Annotated in this window: 13 protein-coding genes and 1 pseudogene; 8 read left to right on the top strand and 6 right to left on the bottom strand. The window is 55.8% G+C overall.

Features of this window, described 5'->3' with window-relative positions; genetic code table 11:
* Positions 1 to 660 carry a hypothetical protein gene (locus tag ACPOL_RS12575; RefSeq protein WP_114207372.1) on the top strand — a complete coding sequence of 220 codons (660 nt, stop codon included), beginning with the start codon at positions 1 to 3 and terminating at the stop codon, positions 658 to 660.
* Positions 635 to 826 (top strand): S41 family peptidase, encoded by a 192-nt coding sequence (locus ACPOL_RS36185; protein WP_201759182.1) that lies wholly within the window; start codon positions 635 to 637, stop codon positions 824 to 826. Before ACPOL_RS12575 ends, ACPOL_RS36185 begins: the two co-directional genes overlap by 26 nt.
* A 713-nt stretch (positions 827 to 1,539) precedes the next feature.
* On the opposite strand, the gene ACPOL_RS12565 is transcribed toward ACPOL_RS36185, so the two are convergent.
* The 3 genes from ACPOL_RS12565 to ACPOL_RS12555 all read right to left on the bottom strand — a co-directional run bounded on the left by ACPOL_RS12565 (position 1,540) and on the right by ACPOL_RS12555 (position 8,826).
* Positions 1,540 to 2,829: an isoaspartyl peptidase/L-asparaginase gene (locus tag ACPOL_RS12565; protein WP_114207370.1), complete on the bottom strand. Its 1,290-nt coding sequence runs from the start codon at positions 2,827 to 2,829 to the stop codon at positions 1,540 to 1,542.
* A gap of 67 nt (positions 2,830 to 2,896) precedes the next feature.
* Positions 2,897 to 4,867 (bottom strand): RICIN domain-containing protein, encoded by a 1,971-nt coding sequence (locus ACPOL_RS12560; protein ID WP_161557322.1) that lies wholly within the window; start codon positions 4,865 to 4,867, stop codon positions 2,897 to 2,899.
* Between the two features lie 476 nt (positions 4,868 to 5,343).
* On the bottom strand, positions 5,344 to 8,826 hold the full coding sequence (locus tag ACPOL_RS12555) for a TonB-dependent receptor (RefSeq protein WP_114207368.1): 3,483 nt from the start codon (positions 8,824 to 8,826) through the stop codon (positions 5,344 to 5,346).
* Between the two features lie 411 nt (positions 8,827 to 9,237).
* On the opposite strand from ACPOL_RS12555, the gene ACPOL_RS12550 reads away from it, so the two are divergent.
* Entirely contained in the window at positions 9,238 to 10,569 is a 1,332-nt protein-coding gene (locus ACPOL_RS12550; RefSeq protein WP_114207367.1) for a hypothetical protein, read from the top strand.
* A gap of 935 nt (positions 10,570 to 11,504) precedes the next feature.
* On the opposite strand, the pseudogene ACPOL_RS12545 reads toward ACPOL_RS12550, so the two are convergent.
* From ACPOL_RS12545 to ACPOL_RS12535, 3 genes and pseudogenes are all read right to left on the bottom strand, one after another.
* Positions 11,505 to 11,750: pseudogene (locus ACPOL_RS12545) on the bottom strand (ester cyclase); the annotation flags it as partial.
* A 403-nt stretch (positions 11,751 to 12,153) separates the two neighbouring features.
* The gene (locus ACPOL_RS36180; protein WP_414633370.1) at positions 12,154 to 12,429 is read right to left on the bottom strand and encodes a PDDEXK nuclease domain-containing protein; all 276 of its coding nucleotides are present in this window, start codon (positions 12,427 to 12,429) and stop codon (positions 12,154 to 12,156) included.
* Positions 12,430 to 12,726: 297 nt separating this feature from the next.
* Entirely contained in the window at positions 12,727 to 14,151 is a 1,425-nt protein-coding gene (locus ACPOL_RS12535) for a PP2C family protein-serine/threonine phosphatase (protein ID WP_236657437.1), read from the bottom strand.
* A 169-nt stretch (positions 14,152 to 14,320) separates the two neighbouring features.
* Between ACPOL_RS12535 and ACPOL_RS12530 the strand changes: the two genes are divergently transcribed.
* The 5 genes from ACPOL_RS12530 to ACPOL_RS12510 all read left to right on the top strand — a co-directional run bounded on the left by ACPOL_RS12530 (position 14,321) and on the right by ACPOL_RS12510 (position 16,830).
* Positions 14,321 to 14,587, top strand: coding sequence for a hypothetical protein (locus tag ACPOL_RS12530; RefSeq protein ID WP_114207366.1), 267 nt, complete (start codon positions 14,321 to 14,323; stop codon positions 14,585 to 14,587).
* A 380-nt stretch (positions 14,588 to 14,967) separates the two neighbouring features.
* Positions 14,968 to 15,537 (top strand): hypothetical protein, encoded by a 570-nt coding sequence (locus tag ACPOL_RS12525; protein WP_114207365.1) that lies wholly within the window; start codon positions 14,968 to 14,970, stop codon positions 15,535 to 15,537.
* 94 nt (positions 15,538 to 15,631) lie between these two features.
* Complete coding sequence (locus ACPOL_RS12520; RefSeq protein WP_114207364.1) at positions 15,632 to 15,877, top strand: DUF433 domain-containing protein; 246 nt, start codon at positions 15,632 to 15,634, stop codon at positions 15,875 to 15,877.
* Entirely contained in the window at positions 15,874 to 16,065 is a 192-nt protein-coding gene (locus ACPOL_RS12515; RefSeq protein WP_114207363.1) for a hypothetical protein, read from the top strand. Before ACPOL_RS12520 ends, ACPOL_RS12515 begins: the two co-directional genes overlap by 4 nt.
* Before the next feature lie 432 nt (positions 16,066 to 16,497).
* On the top strand, positions 16,498 to 16,830 hold the full coding sequence (locus tag ACPOL_RS12510; RefSeq protein WP_114207362.1) for a PadR family transcriptional regulator: 333 nt from the start codon (positions 16,498 to 16,500) through the stop codon (positions 16,828 to 16,830).
* The last annotated feature ends 2,045 nt before the right edge of the window (positions 16,831 to 18,875 follow it).

Here is an 18,875-nt window from a genome sequence, read left to right as displayed (position 1 = left end):
ATGGGCAGCCCGCGCGATTCAACTCACGAGGTCTTTTTCAGCATCAGCGACGCACGGAGCGTCTACTCTTCGATCGAAGGCGCCACCTATCGCTTTCAGTATGAAGCGGGCAACTCACCGCGATTACTCGCTGTCATTAGTGGAGTAAATGCTAAAGAGAACTATAGCTTTACCTATTTTGAGTTGCAGATTGAGTCACCCTTCAGCGATGCTGCTGAACCAAAACCCGTGCAGTCCCTCGCCAGCATCACAGACGGAGCCGGGCACCAGCACAGCTTTGCTTACAACTCCTATTCAGAATTGGAGGAAGTGCAACTTCCTTTCGGTGCTGCCCTGGCTTGGCAATATAAGACAGCCACTTTCGCCAATGGCAATGCCGTTCGCGAAGTTGTGACACGTTCGCTGCGCGCTTCTTCCGAGGATACGACTGGCCTCACCCATGCATTTCAGCGTGCCGCTGGCGGCAATGGTCAGATTAATACTAGTGCAACGGTAATCGCGCCGAACGGGACTTCGCGACGAGTCTGGAGCTTTAGCCCAGATACGGGCCTCGCCCAATCCTTGCAGGAATATGGCAGCGGCAAATTGCTGAGGCAGCTAAGCTTTGTGTGGAGCATGTGCCTTTCATTGGGCCGTGCCCGAAGTCCTCACGCCCGCTAAACCCCACTATGCGGGCAAGGTTGTCATTCTCGTCGATGAGGTCTCGCAAAGCCGAGCCGAATACACTTCTATGGTCTTCCGTGCCTCCCTCCATGCCATCATAGTCGGCAGTACAACGGCCGGAGGGTTTGTCCGCTGCCCCCGATTTTCATTTGTCCTTTGCTGATCATGTGCGTGAATGCGATGCCCCACCTGGTTGACAAGCAGACTCCCTTTGCGCGATTTACGTAATGGCGACTTATCGACCCCGGCCGACGGAGATGTCGCGGAGTTCTCACTCCCAGGCGGACTCCGCACCCGGATCAGCGGAATCGGTGTATTTTACCCCCGCACAGCAGTTCTACTCCTTGGCAGCATAAGCAACCCAATCCTATCGGCCTTTGATCGTTCACACACCCTTATTGCGACAGAACCCATACGCTTCCCAGCGCCTCCGAATGAAGCTCAAGGGGGCGTTATGCGGCACTTTCCGCAAACCGTCGCGGTTCATCTCCCGCAGCACTTCGATCGTTTCGATCAATCCGTGCGCAACCGTGCATTGCTCAAGTCAGCCGAGATCCCTGTGTCCGAATCGCGGCGCGCTTCCACATCGCACGATCAACCCTCTACCGCGCCATCCTGAAGCCTGCATCTTGATCTCAAAACGCAAGCCAAGCGAATCCTAGCGTCCTAAACAAACATAACTTTCCCTTTCTCCACGGGCGCTTCCCAAAATCCTACAGGAACGTTACATCGAACCCGCTACTCTCGGCCTAAAGTCGTTCATCCCTGGACGCATTGTTGACGCGGATCGGCTTTCTTGGTTAGGACAAGCGCGGCAACGCCGCTCATCGCGCGACTCCAAGACAAACAGAAGATCCTGCGCGAGCTTCTCTCGGCTTATGCTGCCCCACTTTCAAAGGCCGCTCTGGCGAAACGAATTGATGTATGGAGGGAGGTCGAAAGGCCATTCGGGGGATTGCCTTCTAGTAAGAACAGACACTCCTCGGTGCGTCGCACACCGTCATGGATGGCAAACTGCTGCGCGTGCCCCGTGCGGTCTCCGTGCCAAAGCGAAACACAGCTATAAGCTCCATCTTTGCGCTGGACATAGTAAAGCACCTCTACAAAGCGTAAGGCCGCTATGTCATTCCGATACCATTGCACGAGTTTGCGTAAAGCATCCATCCCAGCCTCCTCCGGGGTCATGCCTTGTCGCATGTTTTCCACAATTAGTCGCGCACCTCCTATCTTGATATTGGCAGCGGCGTTGCCACTCGCACCGGCCGATCCGACTTCCGGATCGAGATAGCAGCCAGTTCCAGGGTTGGCGATGTCGCTTGTCGCCCCCGGCATTCTCCATGGCAGCCCGCTCGTCGTAGCCGCGCAGGAGATCTCCTGCTTCTCGTTTACCGTAGAGACGTAGAGAGGATTGGCGGCGGGAAATAGTGCGTCATATACCGCACGCCAGGTCCATTGCGGCCCGATTCCAGCCTTGACTGCGAGCGGTTCGAACTTGCGCACCAAGAGGTTCAACTCATCTTGTGACGCGGGAAGAAAATGCGTCTCTCTGTCCGGCTCTGGCCAAGCCGGGTCATAGATGCCTGCACCGAGCGGTCTCAAGACGAATTGGAGCTGCTTCCAAAGCTCCCAAACCGCTCGTGTGCGCCGGGTGAGCAGCTCCTGCTGCACGAAACTTCGCGTTAGGGCAAACCGTTGAGCATCTTCGCCGACCAGCATCGGGTAGGCAGTGCGTTCCATAAGCGTATGGGCTAGCAGAGAAGCGTTCTTGATGCCCTGCACCGCGCCGACGGCGGCGGTTCGACGTGTCGGCCCATGAAAGCAGCAGGCATCGAGTTGCACCTCGCCGCTCGCATTGGGCAGACCGCCTAGTCCCGCCGTAGCATCGTCCTGGTAATCTTCCTGCGCCTGCGTGATCTGGAGCGCGGCTTGAAGGGTATCCCGACCGGCCTTTAAACAACTATAAGCGGCATCTAATCCCGCAGTACCGGTGATTCGCGAGAGCACTGCAGGAACGCGGGCCACCTTAGGCCGTTCAGGTTTGGGGTGAGCGTGTCCTGCATGGTCCTGCATGGGAGTCGCCGTTTCGGGGATTCCTTGTGCTTCAAGCGAAAGCGCAGCCGACGACAGGACCGCGGAAGTCAAGAATTCCCTGCGGCTAAAGCTCATTAACGATTTCCCTGGAAAAAGAATTTACAACGCGGATCGACGGACTTGCCGACCCGCGTCATTGGGTCTACTTGGAGGTGAACTTCCACTGTTGCCACGGCTTACCCTGGTACGGAAATTGGTCAAGTTTCTCGCCCATGGTGGTTCCCCCACCATCCACGTCCAGGGCCTCGCCGCTGTGGACGCTAGTCAATTCGTAGGAGCCTCCACCCACGGAAACGACATTCCACTGTTGGTTAGTTTGGCCGTTCGCGGGCCATTGATCGACAAGGGCGCTATTGGCTGTCGAGTTCCCCACGACATCCAGCAACTCACCGCTCGCTACGTTGGTCAGAGTGACGACATTGTTGCCCAAGTTGTGCAGCGTCCACTGTTGGTTCGTGCCGTTATTGACCGTGTACTGGGTCATGATCGTGCCATTGGTCTTCGAAGATGCGGGATCATCAATGGCTTGTCCGCTGTGAACGCTGGTGATGACGTAGGTGCCGTCCGCGATCAGACTAGTAGAAGCGATAGCGCCATAAACACACACTTGTCCGCTGCTCGTCTGTGCGGTCCCGAAGCTGGCCAGGTAAACTTTGCCATTGACGATGGTTGGCGGTGTGAACTTTGCGTAGTTGTTGCAGGTATCCCGTGTCGCATTCTGCTGGTTGGTCCATAGTTGCGTCATGTTCGGCAGGCTGTAGGCGTAGAGGATGCCAGGCTGCGTTGAGTGCCACGCGTCTGGGCTGCTCGGCCCGGCCATATTGGTTGCCGCCCACAAGATGCCGTTCGACGTGCCATTCGCGGAGATGGACAGTGTACCTCCGGGGTGCCCGATCGCTTGAACCGGCCCGGTATACGTTGGAGTGATGCCGAATGTAGAGCCGTTAAAGTGAAAAACTTTCAGATAATCAGCCTGACCCCAAACATAGAGATTGGAATTGAAGTACACCAGCGAGTGAAGGTGGGAGTTGTTGGCCGACCAGGTTTGTACCGCTCCTCCAAGATGGCCCATATTCCCCGTATTCACCAGGTTTAGCACGCCCTGCTTGCCTCCAGCGATCATTAGGCTCGTGTTGGCGAGCAGCAGCGGGCCGGAAGAGGTCAAGTCGATGTCCCCGCTGTCGAGGCCGGCTGGGTTGGTGGGCGTATACCAATCCGCAAGGCCGAGGTTCGGTGTTCCCTTCATCATGCTCTCGCTAAAATCGTTGACACCATCCCAGGTGCCGTTCCCCGTCACCCAGTAGACGTATCCGGCAGAATCCGCCGCATCGCCATTGCCAGATTGCCAAATGCCAGCGCCGTTGTCGTCGGGCGACGGGTCGAAGACGCCCACTTGTGCCAGAGAGGCCGCGTTGTAAGCAAAAGTAAAGCCTTTCCATGACCCGTGATCGCAATGAGAGGCAAATGAGAAGTAGATGTTTCCGTTGGCCAGCAAAAGTCCAGGACGCTGCAGCGCGTCCTCGGAGCTAAAACCGCTGGCCTGAATCTGTACTGGGCTACCCGACTGTTCGGCACCGGTGGACAGGCTAAGTGCATGCAACTTATGCGCGGCCGTACCATTGATGTAGGTCTCGGCCACCACGTACATCGTGTTGTTGCTCGGATTGATCACCGGTGTACTCATGATGCCTGTCGTGTTCAGAACATCCGTACAGCCAAACCCAATATCGCTGACCTTCAAGGCAGTGCCCAGGTTTACATGCCAGTAAGGAGCGCCCGTATTGGCATCGAAGGCGTATACGCTGTTGTTGGTCGTCGCGATGTAGACCACGCTGTGCGTGGCGCCATTAACGCTAACGCTGTCGTCCACCAGCGGCTGTGCGTACACCTGGTCATCTACCCCTAGCTTGAACAGCAGTCCAAACTGATTGGCATTGACATTCGAGGGGGTCAGGACGCTCTCCGTGGCATTCACGCCGTCGCGAAGATTGTCATTATGCTGTGTCAACACGCTGTTCTGAGCGTGGCCCATATTGCCGAAACAAGCCAAAACCATCAAGACATGAATCGTTATGACGACATTTTGACAGGTAGATTTGATGAAGCCACTCATAGAGCCCCCAATGGTTTTCGTTACCTGCATATGCTTGACAACCAGAATGGCAGCCACATACGGCGGTTCAGGTGGTGTCTAGATCCGCCCTGTGAATGGTACATCTTCTTTCTTACTCCTTGTTGGCCACGGAAATCTTCACACTGTTGACATCGGCGACATCACAAACGCAGTCGTTTACGCTCTTCACCGTTCCGCTGCACGTTCTTTCGTTCGGGATTAAAGTACATAAGCCATTTCGAATTCCGGTCTTTAAGTGCAGTAAATGAGGCCGAAGAGCAAAATTCCGCCATTTGAGTGCAGTTCTACTCCTTGGAAGCATAAGCAACCCGATCCTATCGGCCTTTCACCGTTCATACATCCTTATTGCGACAGAACCCAAGAAATGAGGTTGCCAAAGCTACCTCGATCGGACGCCTGTGCGGGCTCATCCGGCGACCTAACTTCAACTCGCCGCTGAGCCCGTCATTTCAATGTCAGAATTGCGCCTTCAGCGCGAACTGAAATTCACGCGGTGTGTAGTTCGGGTCGGTCTGGGAGATCGTTCCGAAACCTGCGTTTCCGAAGGAGTCGCCTGGCTGGCCGTTCTGCAAATAGAAGTTCGGCGTGTTGGCAATGTTGAAGCTTTCGACTCGGAACTGCAGGTTCACACGCTCCGTGACGGGAAAAGTTTTGAACAGGGAGAGATCCACGTGGCGATACTCGGGTCCGAAGAGCGAGTTGCGCTGCGCGGTACCGATCGTCCCCAGAGGCTGCGGGGCGAATTTGGTGGTGTCGAACCAGTGGTTGATGCTGCGGTTGCCGAGTCGCGCGTCGCCAAGCTGGTCAGGGCGATCGTTACCGCCGCTGTTTTGCGGGGTGGCGCGATTGCTGTAGCCCAAGCCTTCAGGATTGTCCACCCCGGCGCCGCTGTTGATGACGGTGAAGGGTTTGCCGCTTTGCCAGGCGGAGATCAGGTTGATCTGCCATCCGGAGAAGGCGGTTTTCTTGATGCCGGTGAACTCTCTGCCATACTGAATTTCGTAATTCAGACCGATGGCAAAGCGGTTCTGGATGTCGTTTTCCGCAACACCATATTCGATGCCACGGATGTTGAGAGGATTGGCGTTGCTCCAACCCTGGTTGCTGCCCTGTTGGGAGAAGCCAGTGATGTCGCTGAGCGCCTTACCCCAGGTGTAGTTGGCGTCGAAGGCCAGGCCCTTGGTGAAACGGCGCTGGAAGGAGGTCTGCAAGGCGCTGTAGTTGGAGATGCCGCCGCTGTTGATGTAGCTCACTCCGCCTAGATTCGGGAGCTGCGCATTCAGAGGGCGGGCTCCGCCGACTGGATTTGCTGCACTGCCAAGTGGGGCGAGAGGGTTGTAGGGCAAAGCCTGGTTGATGTTGTTGATGGATTCAGGCAGGTGCTGACCGATGTTGCCCACATAGCCAATGGTGAAGACGTTGGGACCGATCTGCTGCTCCACCTGCAGATTGAACTGTTGAATGAGGGCCGACTTGAAATGCGGGGCCTCTGCCACAAAGCTCAATCCGGTGACGGTATTCAGCGCCGTGAGATTTGGCGCGGTAGGCGTTGGCAGGCCTTCGTTCAGGACACCGGGCGCGCCGATAGTCGAGCAGGCCGGATTTTGACCCGGGAGAGGCGCGCCGCCGTTTTGACCTTCTTCAATGGCAACTGCGAGGTCGGACTGGCAGGACGGGCTGAAGATCGAGGTGAACGGAGCATTCTTCAGGTCGGCGTTGGAGGTGTAGTTGCCGGGGAAGAAGCTCAGTCCGTAGCCGCCACGAAGGATGGTGCCGGGCATAAGAGAGTATGAGAATCCAAGCCGTGGGGCGACATTGGAATAATCCGTTGGGATGTTGACCTGCTTATCGACTCCGTTCACTCCAGCGACCTTCAACGCATCGCCGATGTTGGCAGCGGTGAGTCCGAGAGCTTCGGGAAAGTCGAAGTTGGAGATGTGGTCATGAGCTTCGGTGAATGGCGTGAAGACGTCATAGCGTAGACCGTAGAGCAAGGTCAACTTCGGGTTTATCTTCCAGCTATCCTGGGCGAATCCGCTCGGTTCCCAGCTGCGATAGTCGGGCGGGGAAAGGTTAAAGTTGCGAGTCTCGCTGTTGTAAGCTCCAACCAAAGTCGAGGCGAGCTGGTTGTTCTGCTGCGTGAGCTGATCGGCGTTGCTGTCAGTGGGCAAGTTGAAGCTGTAGGCTCCGACTGCCGAGGCGCTTTGAACGTTCCGCGCCTGGCGGCGGATCAGGCTGGCGCCGAACTTGAAGTTGTGGTTTCCCTTGGTCCAGCTGACCGTACCAGCGTACTGGAAGGTACCATCGATGTCCTGCAGCGGCACGTATGCGCCATCGCCGATATCGCCGAACGGCCCAATAGAGATCGGAGTAAGGGAGTTGGCAAAGGGGCTGAAGGAGGTCATTCCCGCCGGGAAGCCGATGGTTTGATCAGCGTTGAGCCCATAGTTCAGGGGCAAAGAGAGGTTGTTGATGCGGGTGTATGCGGCCCGCAGATCGAGCACGAGGCTCTGATTGAAGAAGTGAGTGTAGCCAAAGGCGTATTGCTGGGCAACATCTGTCGCAGGACCATCGAAGTTGTAGCGACCGCCGCTGATCTCGAGTCCATTCACGATGCCGAAGTTGGGAGGCGTGAAGGTATCAACCTTGTTATACGCGTAGCGACCAAAGAACAGGTTCTTGTCATTAAAGCGGTGGTCGACGCGCCCGTCATATGTAAAGCCGTTCTGGGTCTTGTTGGGGCTGATGGTGAAGTTGTTGGTAAGATTGCCATTGGTCGGTGCTGGGAAGAGCTTGAGGTAGTTCAGCGCGATTGGATCGATGGGCAGGCCAGCAGTGCCGTTTGCTACTGACAGAAGGCTTTGCGGCGTGCTTCCGCCGATACTGTTGATGGCGTCATATTCCCCCATGGTGGGGACGGTGCCGGTGTCGGTCACGCCCGACACCTGGCGCAATCCTTCGAAATCGAAGTAGAAGAAGGTGCGATCGCGGAAGATGGGTCCGCCGATGCTTGCGCCGTACTGATTTTGCCGCAGTTCGGGCTTTCTGCCGGTGGACTGGAAGTAGTTGCGGCCGTCGAAGATGTCGTTGCGGAAATATTCGTAGACCGAGCCATGGAACTGGTTCGTCCCAGAGCGGGTGACGATATTGATGACCCCTCCTGCCGTGCGGCCAGCCTCGGCTGCGTAGCTGTTGGTCTGAACGGTGATTTCCTGGATGCCTTCGACGTTCGGCTTGACGCCGATCGAGCCGATGATCCGTTCGTTGTCGTCGATTCCGTCGACCACCCAATTATTGAGGGTGTCGTCCTGCCCGTTCACCGAGATACCGGCCGCATTGGTCCGACGGTCGTCAGGACGTCCGCCGCTGCTCAATCCATTGCCAGGTCCCTCATTCGCACCGGGAACCAGTTGGACCAACTGGACGAAGTTGCGGCCATTCAAGGGAAGATCCTGAACCGCTTTTGCAGTTACCGTCGAGCTGACGGTAGCGCTGTCGGCCTGGAGAAGGGGGGTCTGGGCTGTGACTTCGACGACGGTTGACTCCGACCCGAGTTGCACGTGGATATCGGCGCGGGCGCGATCACCAGCTTCTACGGAGAGGTCCTTGGCAATCGACTCCTGGAAACCCTTTGCCTTCACGGAGATTGAATAGTGACCAACGGGAAGAAGTGTGAAGACATAGTCGCCGGTGTCATTTGTCACGGCGCTATGGGTCTCGTTAGTCCCCAGATTCGTCAGTTTTACGTCGGCGCCGGGAATGACCGCCCCAGAGGCGTCAGATACGGTACCGAGAATATCTGCGGTGGTGAGTTGAGCCGATGCGGACAAGGTGAACGAAAATGCCAGCAGCATGAAGCTGAGTGCACGGGCGAAGAATGACCGACGGGGCCGATCGTCTCCTGGACGCGAGTTCGCGCGTCTAATGAAATACATCATGATGGTGGTCCTCCTAAAGAAAGAACAATTGAGTGATATACGCCAAGACTTGCCTTCTCATTGATTCGCTTGTACATGGCTGCCTCTTTCACTCAACTAAAGGTGGTGAGTGAGGGGAACAGTCGGGCAATCCTTGGGGTTAGGCTGCGATGCTGGCAAGACGCATACGGTAGCATAGAGAGGTATCGTCCTAAATTATTAAGGTTAATATGGTTTATGCTTCGTATCCGGTCACGTATAGTACCCCACCAGACCAATATGGCGCGCGCGACCTCTAAGCTTAGAATGGGTGAGGAACGCCAAGTGAAACCGAATCCGAACTATCGAGCGAAGATCTCTCCGGGTGGCCTGAAGAAACCTCCACCTAAAGGAGGGTCACAAGGCCCCAAATCTATCGGTAGCCTATAACCCATGGCGACTCTTGCTGCGCCCCTATTATCGAAAGCCGACCATCAACCGGAGGAGCCGAACCGAATCGAGGTACTTAAGCAGCTGGAGCGGATTATCGGCAGCCCTCATTTTCGTAACAGTAAGCGCTATCCAAATCTGCTCAAGTTTGCGGTGGAACATACGCTGGCTGGGCGAACTGACCTGCTCAAAGAGCGAACTTTGGGGATTGAAGTTTTTGGACGCCTGAACGACTACGATACGAGCGCCGACCCAGTGGTGCGCGTCACGGCGGGGGAAATCCGAAAACGCATTGCCCAGTATTATCAAGCCGCCGGACATCGGCATGAGCTGAGGATCGAACTGCCGATCGGATCTTACGTACCGCAATTTCTCCTGCCCGAGAGCCCCACCGAGGTGCTTCCGGCGGATGTGGAAGATGCTCCCGCTGAAATCTCCGACCGGGTGTTGGATCCCTCTTCGGGGGTGCCGAGCGATGAGCCGACCTTGGATGCCTCTGACTCTCTCCCGGCTCACCTGACTCAAAAGCCTAGTCTGAGCCTGCACGCCGCGATGGCTATTTTGATTTTGGGAATACTGATTGCCGGGGCGGGCTTTATCTTCCGCCAGCAGCCGGATTATCCGGGGGAAAAGGGAATTGATTACTTCTGGAAGCCGATCCTGGCTGCCGATGGCCCGGCGTTGATCGTGATCGGTGTTCACTCGCTCGATTCAAGCGGCAACGATCTCTCACCGGCGCTGCACGTGGCCTACGGTTCCGAAGACAAGCAAAATATGCTGTCTTCGATGATTCGTTCCGAGATGGTGCCGGTCAGTGACATTGTCAGCTATAGCCACTTGACCAGGCTGCTCACTAGGCGCGACCACAGCTTTGAAACACAGGGGGCATCCGAGACTACCTTTGAACAACTACAGCGGGGCCCGGTTGTTCTCATTGGCGGCTTCGATAATGTGTGGACGCTCCGCCTGACCTCTACCCTACGCTACCGCTTCGAAAATCCAAGAGCCCTCCTGGGCGTTATCGTCGACAGCAAGCATCCTGATCAGCGTTGGAGCTTTGATAATGGCCAGAGCGCGGTGAGCGACTCGCGCGATTATGCGATCGTCGCGAGCCTTTTTGACCCACGAATCCAGCAGCAGGTGCTGATCGTGGCCGGCATTGGGAAAAGTGGTACTGCGGCAGCAGCAGAATTCCTTACGAACGACAAATACCTGGCAACCTGGCTGGCGCAGGCGAAGGTCACTATGGGGAAGAACGTCGAGATTGTGCTCTCCACCGAGATTCTGGAAGGCCAGCAGGGTCCTCCACAGGTGATCGCCAGCCAGATTTGGTGAAGTTCTGTCGCAGTAAGGGTGGTGAACGATCAAAAGGCCGATGGGGGGTTGCTTATGCTGCCAAGGAGTAGAACTGCTGTGCAGGGTTTGTCCGCTGCCGCCGGTTATCATTTGCCCTTTGCTGATCATGTGCATGAGTTCGATGCCGGAGAGAGGATGCGGACGCAGCGAACGATGTTGTTCAGGTACTTGACCTGGCGCACAACGATCTGCTTCTCACGTCCGGCAGTGTAGTTTGAGGAATTACTTGTCGTAGCTTTGAATTACTTGTCGTAGCTTTGAGGTGCTATTTGTCGTAGGCTTTGGGTCGTGCAAGCGCCGACGGACATGTGCAAAACGGAACGCAAGCGCGCGGCAATGTGTTCCTTTTGGATCAGACATGACGTGAAGGGATGGCCTACGATTCGAGTTAAGTTAGGTTAATTCCTCAGTGATCCTCAACCCCCGCAGCGCCAGGCTGCGCGCCAGATATGTCCCCTTAGAAGCCAATCTCCGAGCACGCCTTCAAGGGGCGCTCCGGCCTTTACATAGGAGTAGTCGGTGGTGACATTGTCTAAATTGGTTGGTCTTCCCTTGTCAGGACGAGGTCGTCAGCAGGTGGTGAACGCCGATCTTCGCGCCCCCCAGCATAACGCCAGTAGGCACTTCCCTGCCCCTCATTCCTAGCGCTAGTCATCATCCAGTTCAAAGAACAACTTAGAAAGACTGATCCATATCGCGGTGTTGGGAACCTCGAGCCTCTCGCTGGCAATCCAGGATAAGCCGACACACTGGCGCCCGGTCCTTGACCCTGGATCAATAATCCATACCGCTGGGGTCCCCCAGGTTTAGGTAGTCTGCCGATCGAATCTGCGTGTCTGTGTAGGTGTCTGTGCCATGCGACATTTTCCTATCAAAGAGACCAGTCAGCTGACGAGACAAGGGTATTAAGAAGACTAGTCCTTCATCGCCGCAATCTGCTGCTGAAAAGTTAAGTTGTCTTCCAGGTGCCAGTTGTCAGTAATCTTTCCGGCCTGGATTCGGAGGATGTCGGTCGCAATGAAGTCCACTGTTTGTCCGGAGCCATGCAACGCGCCGAAGACGCCTGTGAAATGCCCAGTAAAGCGGAGGTTTGAAACAACACGATCGCCGGCAACGATCTGCTGCGTGACTTCACAGTGGAGGTCTGGAACCGCCTTTCGGAACTGCGTGTTGGCATAGAGAGAGGCCCGTTAGCTCCTTGAGGCCTACCGGGAGGCAGATCGCGGTCTGTGAAATTTGGGAGAGAGGACTGATTTCAGAGTTTTGGCGTCGTTAGTGTTCCAAAACTCATAAAACGCACGCGCTGTGTTCAGCAGCATATTTTGTTCTTCCCTCAGCATACCGGCAGCCAAGATTACAAGATCGGGCTTGCCAGGTTTCTCCGTGGGACGGAAGAATAGCAGGACTAAAGGTCTTCTTGGAGAACGAGACCATGAAGGCCGCCCTCTCCCCTTCCACATAGGGCAGCATAGCGCGAAAGCCTTCGCATCTTCATCTCAGTGGCAGACCACCTTTCAAGTGCATTTTCTTCACTGCAAGTAGTTAGAGGGAAAAGCTATGCGGCTATATGGATAATCTGATAAACCAATCAGCATAGGGTGTATTGATTGCCATGTGTCGATTCCAGTCGGTGGTGCCGCGCTGCTTCGCGGCCCTGCACGTTCGCATTACGCATAGCCTCTCCTTCAAAGCGTACTCCACGACCACTTTATCCTTCGACTTGCAGAGAATTATCCTTATGGAAGGTTGCTCTTCCGGAAGACGAACTGTGTCGTCTAGGACTGAGAGATAAAACTGCATCTTGCCAACGTATTCCGGTTCAAACTCACCGACTTTCAATTCAAGAGCGACTAGGGCGCGCAAGCGACGATGGTAGAGCAGGGGTCAATAAAAACTCTCGCCCCCACCTCGATCTTGTACTGGCTCCCGACGAAAGTAAACATGCCGCCCAGGAAGGCTTCGACCCGTCAGTGATTGCCCGCTCCAACTCGCGCTCGCTGTGTTCATTTCCAAGATTAAGGAACGCGAAGGTGTACTCGTCTTTCACTGCGAGCTGAGCATGGACTGAGGTCGGCGCTTCCCGCCTTTTCATTTCCACGGCCTATTGCGATTTCTCGGGATCGACCGCAAGAATCACTATCCCGGAACCGCGCTGGTTCGGGATTGCAGGGCCGGCTTGTAGTCGCAGATCATGATAGTGAGGTCATCCTGCTGACTCGCAGACCAGGCGCTCACGGCGCCGAGAATGCTATCGGCCGCTTCGTCCGGAGAGTAGATTGCGCTTGCCTTCACAAGGCTAACGAGCCGCTCATAACCGAACTCTTCTTCGTTGGCGTTGATAGGTTCCAGTATCCCGTCCGTGTACAGCAGGATGCGGTCACCCCGCTGTAACCCCATCACCCTGGAGGTATAGATGGCGTGTGGCATCAATGCCATGACCAGACCGTTTTCTTCAATCGAGATCACCTCGCCGTCACGCAACAGGAGCATTGGCGGATGCCCGGCGCCTGCATAACGAAGCTCGGCTTTTCTCGCATCGAGGTAAACGTATGCCGCAGTTACGAGCTGGTTCTGGGCATTTCCGCACAACGCTTGATTCACACCAGCAAGTAGCGAAGCGGGATCACCCTGCATATGGCGCTGAGATTGAACAGCTACCTTGACCATAGAAGCAATCAGGGCCGCCGGCACACCGTGACCTGACACATCGGCCACCAGCATCCCCAAGCCTCCGTCTTCGGCCAGCAGGAATTCGTAGAAGTCGCCGGCCACCGAGGTCATGGCCCTGTATCGAGTGGCGACACAAAAATTATCTGAGTTCGGGGAAGCGGCGGGAAGGATCGACATCTGAATCCGCCGTGCGATATCGAGTTCCTGCTGGATGGCACTCCACCGTTCATCGCGGTCGAGCGTCCGCCGAGCGGCAACATAGCCGAGACAGCATAAAAGTATGGCAAAACCGTAGAACTCGAACGTGGCTGCATGTCCCAGCAACTCTGAAACGTTCGTCCACAGCACCAGGGCGACGAACACAATCAACCCCGCGCGGAACACAAACTCATCCTTGGTCGCCGGAGATTGCCGGAAGGCAAAGAACAAGAGCGACGCTGATCCTGCAATGATCAATAAGCTGTTCGCCCGATCAAGTGCCAACAACGAGAATCCAAGCAGCACCGCCGCCATGAGCAACAAAGCAGAGATACAAACTGTGTTCACCAACACGCGCCCTACCCGGCCTCCAGTTCCGGTCTCCCCGAAGAATAGGAACGCGGGTATTGCGACGAAGAAATTAAGCACCATCTGCAATCTGTTGGCAGCGACGGACGCGGGCATCATCAGGTGATGAATTCCCGACTGCAACCAGAGGCGAGCGCCGTACACGACGGCGAACCAGGCTAGAAAGGAAAGTAGCCGATCGAATCGTTGCCGAACCAGCGAAAAGCCGAGAATCACGAATCCGAGCGCAATCGAGGCCGCTGCAACAAAAAGGCGTAGCTCATCAGCGCGAAACACACGCAAGACGGCGTCTGCGCCCCGGTCGGAGCCGATCTGTGCGGACAAAGGAATGATATTCTCCTTAAACACCTCGGGCGTCGTCGCCCGGGGTCGGCCGAAATCAAACCCGATTCTATCCACTTCGCAACCGAAAACCGAATGTCCTCCCTTCCTTCTCGATCCAGGCGCGCACTGTGCCTTGCAAGATTTGCTTGTATCTTCGGGGAGGGAAGGCTTGTACGTCGAAATCTACGCGTTGCATTATGACGGCGGTGGGCTGATCCACGAGACAACAGCGCAGGTGTTTGGATCGGGATCGGATGCCGTCTTAGGTAGCTATGACCCAGATACTGGAAACGGCGGCGGTTGTCTTGACGGTTATTGGTGGATCGACAGCAAAGGTCCTCACGAAGTGAATTTTTCTCCCATGCTTGAAGCTGTCACCCGTAAAATTCCGGAGAATGCCCGTTTTCACTCCGAACTGCTGGGCTTTGCATCCTGAGACCTCTGAATTAAAGAGCTGGGTGCAACGGATGGACGCCGTGTGTCACGCATGTGGCCGCCTTGGGGAAGTGCATGCTGTTTATCGGATCGAGCGAGGTGCGCCGAACCCGTATCCGTTAGCTTCAAAGCTAGCGAACCATAGTCGGACGAAGCCGTTAATAGCACCAAAGGGCCATCCCTCGATGGCGTGACCCAGCCGCAACGACGCATCCTTGATGCGATGGCGACACTAATGTCTCTGGGTCTCGACAACTTGCACAAGACGCAACTCGCGGGCTATCGCCGGCGTATCCTCGAACAGTGGCTCTTACGCGAAGAATCTGGGCCGGCTACGGACCATGGCCTAGATCCACTACCCGCAAGGCGGCTACGTCGCCTTTGCCCAAGAAGGGGAAAAAGCCCTCGCTCGCTGCACTCTTTCTCCTGGCCGTGCGCGTCCCCGGCATCTATGCCGATATGGCGAACACGGAAAAAGAAATCATCAACACCAATGTCGCCGATGGACAGGTGACCCAGGCAAGCGGCTTTTGGGCCGCCACCTCCGGCAGCACCGGAAATTCGCGCACCCTCAAGCCCGACGAAAAGGTCTACGTGACCCAGATCTTCGTGAAGAAGGACGCCGTACAGGTCGAGCTACTAACCGTGGACACCACGACGTTGGGCGACGGCCAGGGAACCAGGTACAGGGCCGAACTCAATGTGAAGCTCCCCGGCCTCGAATCATTGAGCGCCGATGACGTAAAGAAAGCGATCGACACTGTCGTCGCCAATCCGGCGACCGTCTCGACCGCCCAAAGCAAGACGGTGAAACTGGGGATGACCACCGACGAAGTGAAGAAGTCCCTGGGCGATCCCCCCAAGGCGATCGATCTGGGCGCGAAGCAGGTATTCGTCTATCCGGACATGAAAGTCATCTTCGCCAACGGCAAGGTCTCTGACGTTCAGTAAAGGAAAGCCCGCGCACCTATCGGCCATCACAATGGCCAATTAGTTCTGACGTTTTCACGTTGATTGTCAGTCTGCGCGGGAGTATCCTTAGAGCATGGCCCACTTACCCGAAAGCACCGTCATGGACTGGACAGACTATCCGCTAGTCGAGGTCGTTCCCGGTAAGGTAAGCGGCGTCCCCTTGCTCAAGGGAACACGGCTGCCCGCCGATACGATTCTCGAAAACTACGAAGGCGGGTCGCCCGTTGAAGAAATTGCTGAGGACTTCGACGTGTCGGAAACAACGATCCGAGAGATTCTGAGCTACGCGGCAAGCCATGAGAAACATGCTCACCCGTGAAAGTTTTGTTCGATCACAACGTGCCGAAAAAGCTTCGGGTGCTGTTGCCCGGCCACGTCATCACGACCTCGCGTGAATTGCGCCGGGATGCGCTCCAAAACGGCGATCTGTTGGCCGCTGCCGAGGCCAATGGCTTCGAGTGCGTGGGTGACGGGGGGATAAGAACCTCTCATATCAGCAAAATCTGACGGGCCGCAAGCTGGCGCTAGTCGTACTGGAAGAAACCGATTGGAACATCCTTAAACACGAAGCCGCGCCGGTGAGTGCTGCGCTCAATGCAGCCATGCCCGGAAGTTTTCAAGAGGTAACATTCCATCGCCGCCGCCCACGCGGCCCTGGTCGAAAACGCGATTGCTAGGTCGGCGGTTGGCTTCGCGGACCCGGTGCTCCGGAAGCACTTGTCTCCGCTCGGCTGGGGGCACATCAAGCTTACCGGTGACTACCAGTGGCGAAACACTGCAAGACTCGGCAAAAGCAAATTCAGGCCTTTGCGTCAGCCGTAAGGTACGATGGTATCCGTTTTCTGAAGTGGAAGTGATCCGTTGCTGGTTATCGCTCCTATTGACATTCTTTATGAACGTCTTCTAAACTCCTATCGTCATTCAATAGGAGCGTGGTGAGTGGAGCGAAATCAGGGAAATCTTCTGCAGGGCACGCTGGACCTGCTCATCCTTAAGGCCATTGGCGACGGAGAATTTCACGGCCTGGGCATTGCCCGGCGTGTCGAGCAGATCACCGGGGACACATTCAAGGTCAGGCCTGGGTCACTCTTTCCCGCCCTTCATCGCATGGAAGAAGCCGGATGGCTGAAATCCTTCTGGGGCGCGTCGGAAAATAACCGACGTGCCAAATATTACCGGCGCACAAAAGCCGGCGAGCGTCAGCTCGGAGTCGAAACGGAACAATGGACGACCATCTCCCGAGCTATCGGCCACGCGTTGAAGACGACATAAAGGGGGCAAACCGCATGTGGTCCTCTCCGCTTCTTAGAGGATCCTAGCCGTGTGTTCTAATCGCTGAGCTGAATTACCCATCTGTTGAAAGGGTTGCATACCAGATAGGGTGAGCGTACAGCCGGGGGAGTGATCCAGCTACGTCGGGAAGTCCTAGATTTTACTTGGAGTATGTTCTGCCAATGATCCACATGGCCAATTGCCATTGGTACTTCATCGGCGCGGAAGCACAGAACTGTCTGTGTCGCGTGAAATGAGATCCCATCCTTTAAGCGTTGTCTTCCGTAAATTATGGGTGTTTGGTCAGCGTGAAACACCAGCTTACTTATCATGTACACCTTACATGTTGGATTCCCATACTCGCCTTCCTTTTTCAGTAGAAGGTCTCCGACCTTCAGGCGAAATTCAGCAGACTGCGCGGCGTGGAGCTGCTCCATCTTCAACTTGAGTTGCGTCTTTATGAGCCTCACTTCCTGCCTCATGTTGTCAATTTTGCCCACTGTAAACTCCCTTCATCTACAAGTAGGCAGGCTGGCGCGGCAAGGCGTAAGAGGTATTCACACATCAGAGTGGTCTGCTCAGACATGGTCAAGCGTCGCCCACTACCTACCCGGCGAAATTAGCATGGCCGCTACGATCAAGGGCTTTGAAGTGATCACCTGTAAGCCGCGCGTCAAAGAGGAGATCCGTTTCGTAAACAAGCTGTTCGACATCTTCGCTGTCGCTGCCTGATCGAGCGGCGCACCGAGTGAACTGCGACCAGTGAAGTTAATGCAACAGAGCCTAATGATCCCTCACGCAAGAGAGCAGGGGCTTGACGCCGCGGCCGGTCAGGGCTGGACGCTGCGTCCGGCGGGTATCTCCGGCCCTCCTCCGTTGCATTCCCGCGCAGTCCCCGCCGGTCGGTCCTGTGACCGGCTTCCCCGCTCAGCGCCGCTTGTGCAAGGCTGTCTTGCCGGGAGCAGTATCAGCATTTAGGGCGACAGGTGTGCGCAACACGTCTTACGGTACGGTTTTGATGTTTGGTGTGGTGACCCCTAGACCGGTGGCGGCTCGGAAGCATAACGTTCCAAAAAACAGAATGGATTAACAGATTTGTCACGAATTCATCGAATAGCAGTTGACGATGCAATCCATGAGCGCTACTCTGCGGGCATATTAGCCGTTTGCCCAATTGGAAAAACTGCTAAAAACACGAAACCCGGTGCGCCAACACCGGGCTCGTGATTAAAGAAGGAAAGGAGGTGCCACATGAAAGCGCCACGATCCACTTCTTTGTTTACAAAAGCAATGCCGATCTTGGTCGTCTTCGGCCTGGTCGTAAGTGACCTGGTCAAACTGGTCCACGTTTACCAAGCGCCACAGCACTGAAATTGTTAGGACGGTCACCATCCGGTTTGTGGCTTTTCTGTCGCAAGCCGGGTGTTTCGTCCTTGCGAACAACATACACCGCCCGCGAGCGGTCTTGTTAATCTTTTTTGCCACTATTTTTCTCAGCCCAAGCTTTTCGGCACAATTTTACCGATATTTGCAGGAGGGGCCTCGGTAAAGGCTTTAGGGTGTGGCCCCGCGAGGGTCACTTTAAGGCTTAACACTACCTGCCTGCTAATTTTGATTCACAGACTGCGCGTGTCATTGACGGCGACGGCAATCTCTTGGTCGGACCTGAGATACGTTCGGTCGTCTGAATTGACGAGTGGCCGAGCAGGAACTTGATCTGCTCTAGATCGCTGCCCGACTTCCGGCATAACTTCGGGCAGGTCCGGTGCAGGTCATGAGCCCCCCAAAGTTCTGGATGCCTATTTCCTTGGCGCACCGTTCGACGACCGACCAGACTGACCAATCCCCGAGTGCCACTTTGCCCGGCTTGCCGGACTTCGAGACCGGCCGACCAGGCCCATCTGAATGTCAGCGGCGGCTGTCCAGCGGTCGATGCTTTGCTTCACCCAGAAAGGCACGGCCACCGTGCGGACGCGCCTTCCCTTCTCTACCAGGTCGACGATCACCGCCCGACCCTCGCGCTCGACGATGTCCTCAAATTTGGG

Origin of the sequence: Acidisarcina polymorpha, from assembly GCF_003330725.1 — a bacterium.
Taxonomy (GTDB): domain Bacteria; phylum Acidobacteriota; class Terriglobia; order Terriglobales; family Acidobacteriaceae; genus Acidisarcina; species Acidisarcina polymorpha.
The sequence above is the reverse complement of the archived record's forward strand: the minus strand, read 5'-3'. Positions and strand labels throughout refer to the sequence as shown.

Coding starts and splice junctions, on each gene's coding strand:
- ACPOL_RS12520 (WP_114207364.1), top strand. CDS start 15,632: ATGGCCCACTTACCCGAAAGCACCGTCATGGACTGGACAGACTATCCG.
- ACPOL_RS12560 (WP_161557322.1), bottom strand. CDS start 4,867: ATGAGTGGCTTCATCAAATCTACCTGTCAAAATGTCGTCATAACGATT.
- ACPOL_RS12575 (WP_114207372.1), top strand. CDS start 1: ATGGGCAGCCCGCGCGATTCAACTCACGAGGTCTTTTTCAGCATCAGC.
- ACPOL_RS12550 (WP_114207367.1), top strand. CDS start 9,238: ATGGCGACTCTTGCTGCGCCCCTATTATCGAAAGCCGACCATCAACCG.
- ACPOL_RS12565 (WP_114207370.1), bottom strand. CDS start 2,829: ATGAGCTTTAGCCGCAGGGAATTCTTGACTTCCGCGGTCCTGTCGTCG.
- ACPOL_RS12555 (WP_114207368.1), bottom strand. CDS start 8,826: ATGATGTATTTCATTAGACGCGCGAACTCGCGTCCAGGAGACGATCGG.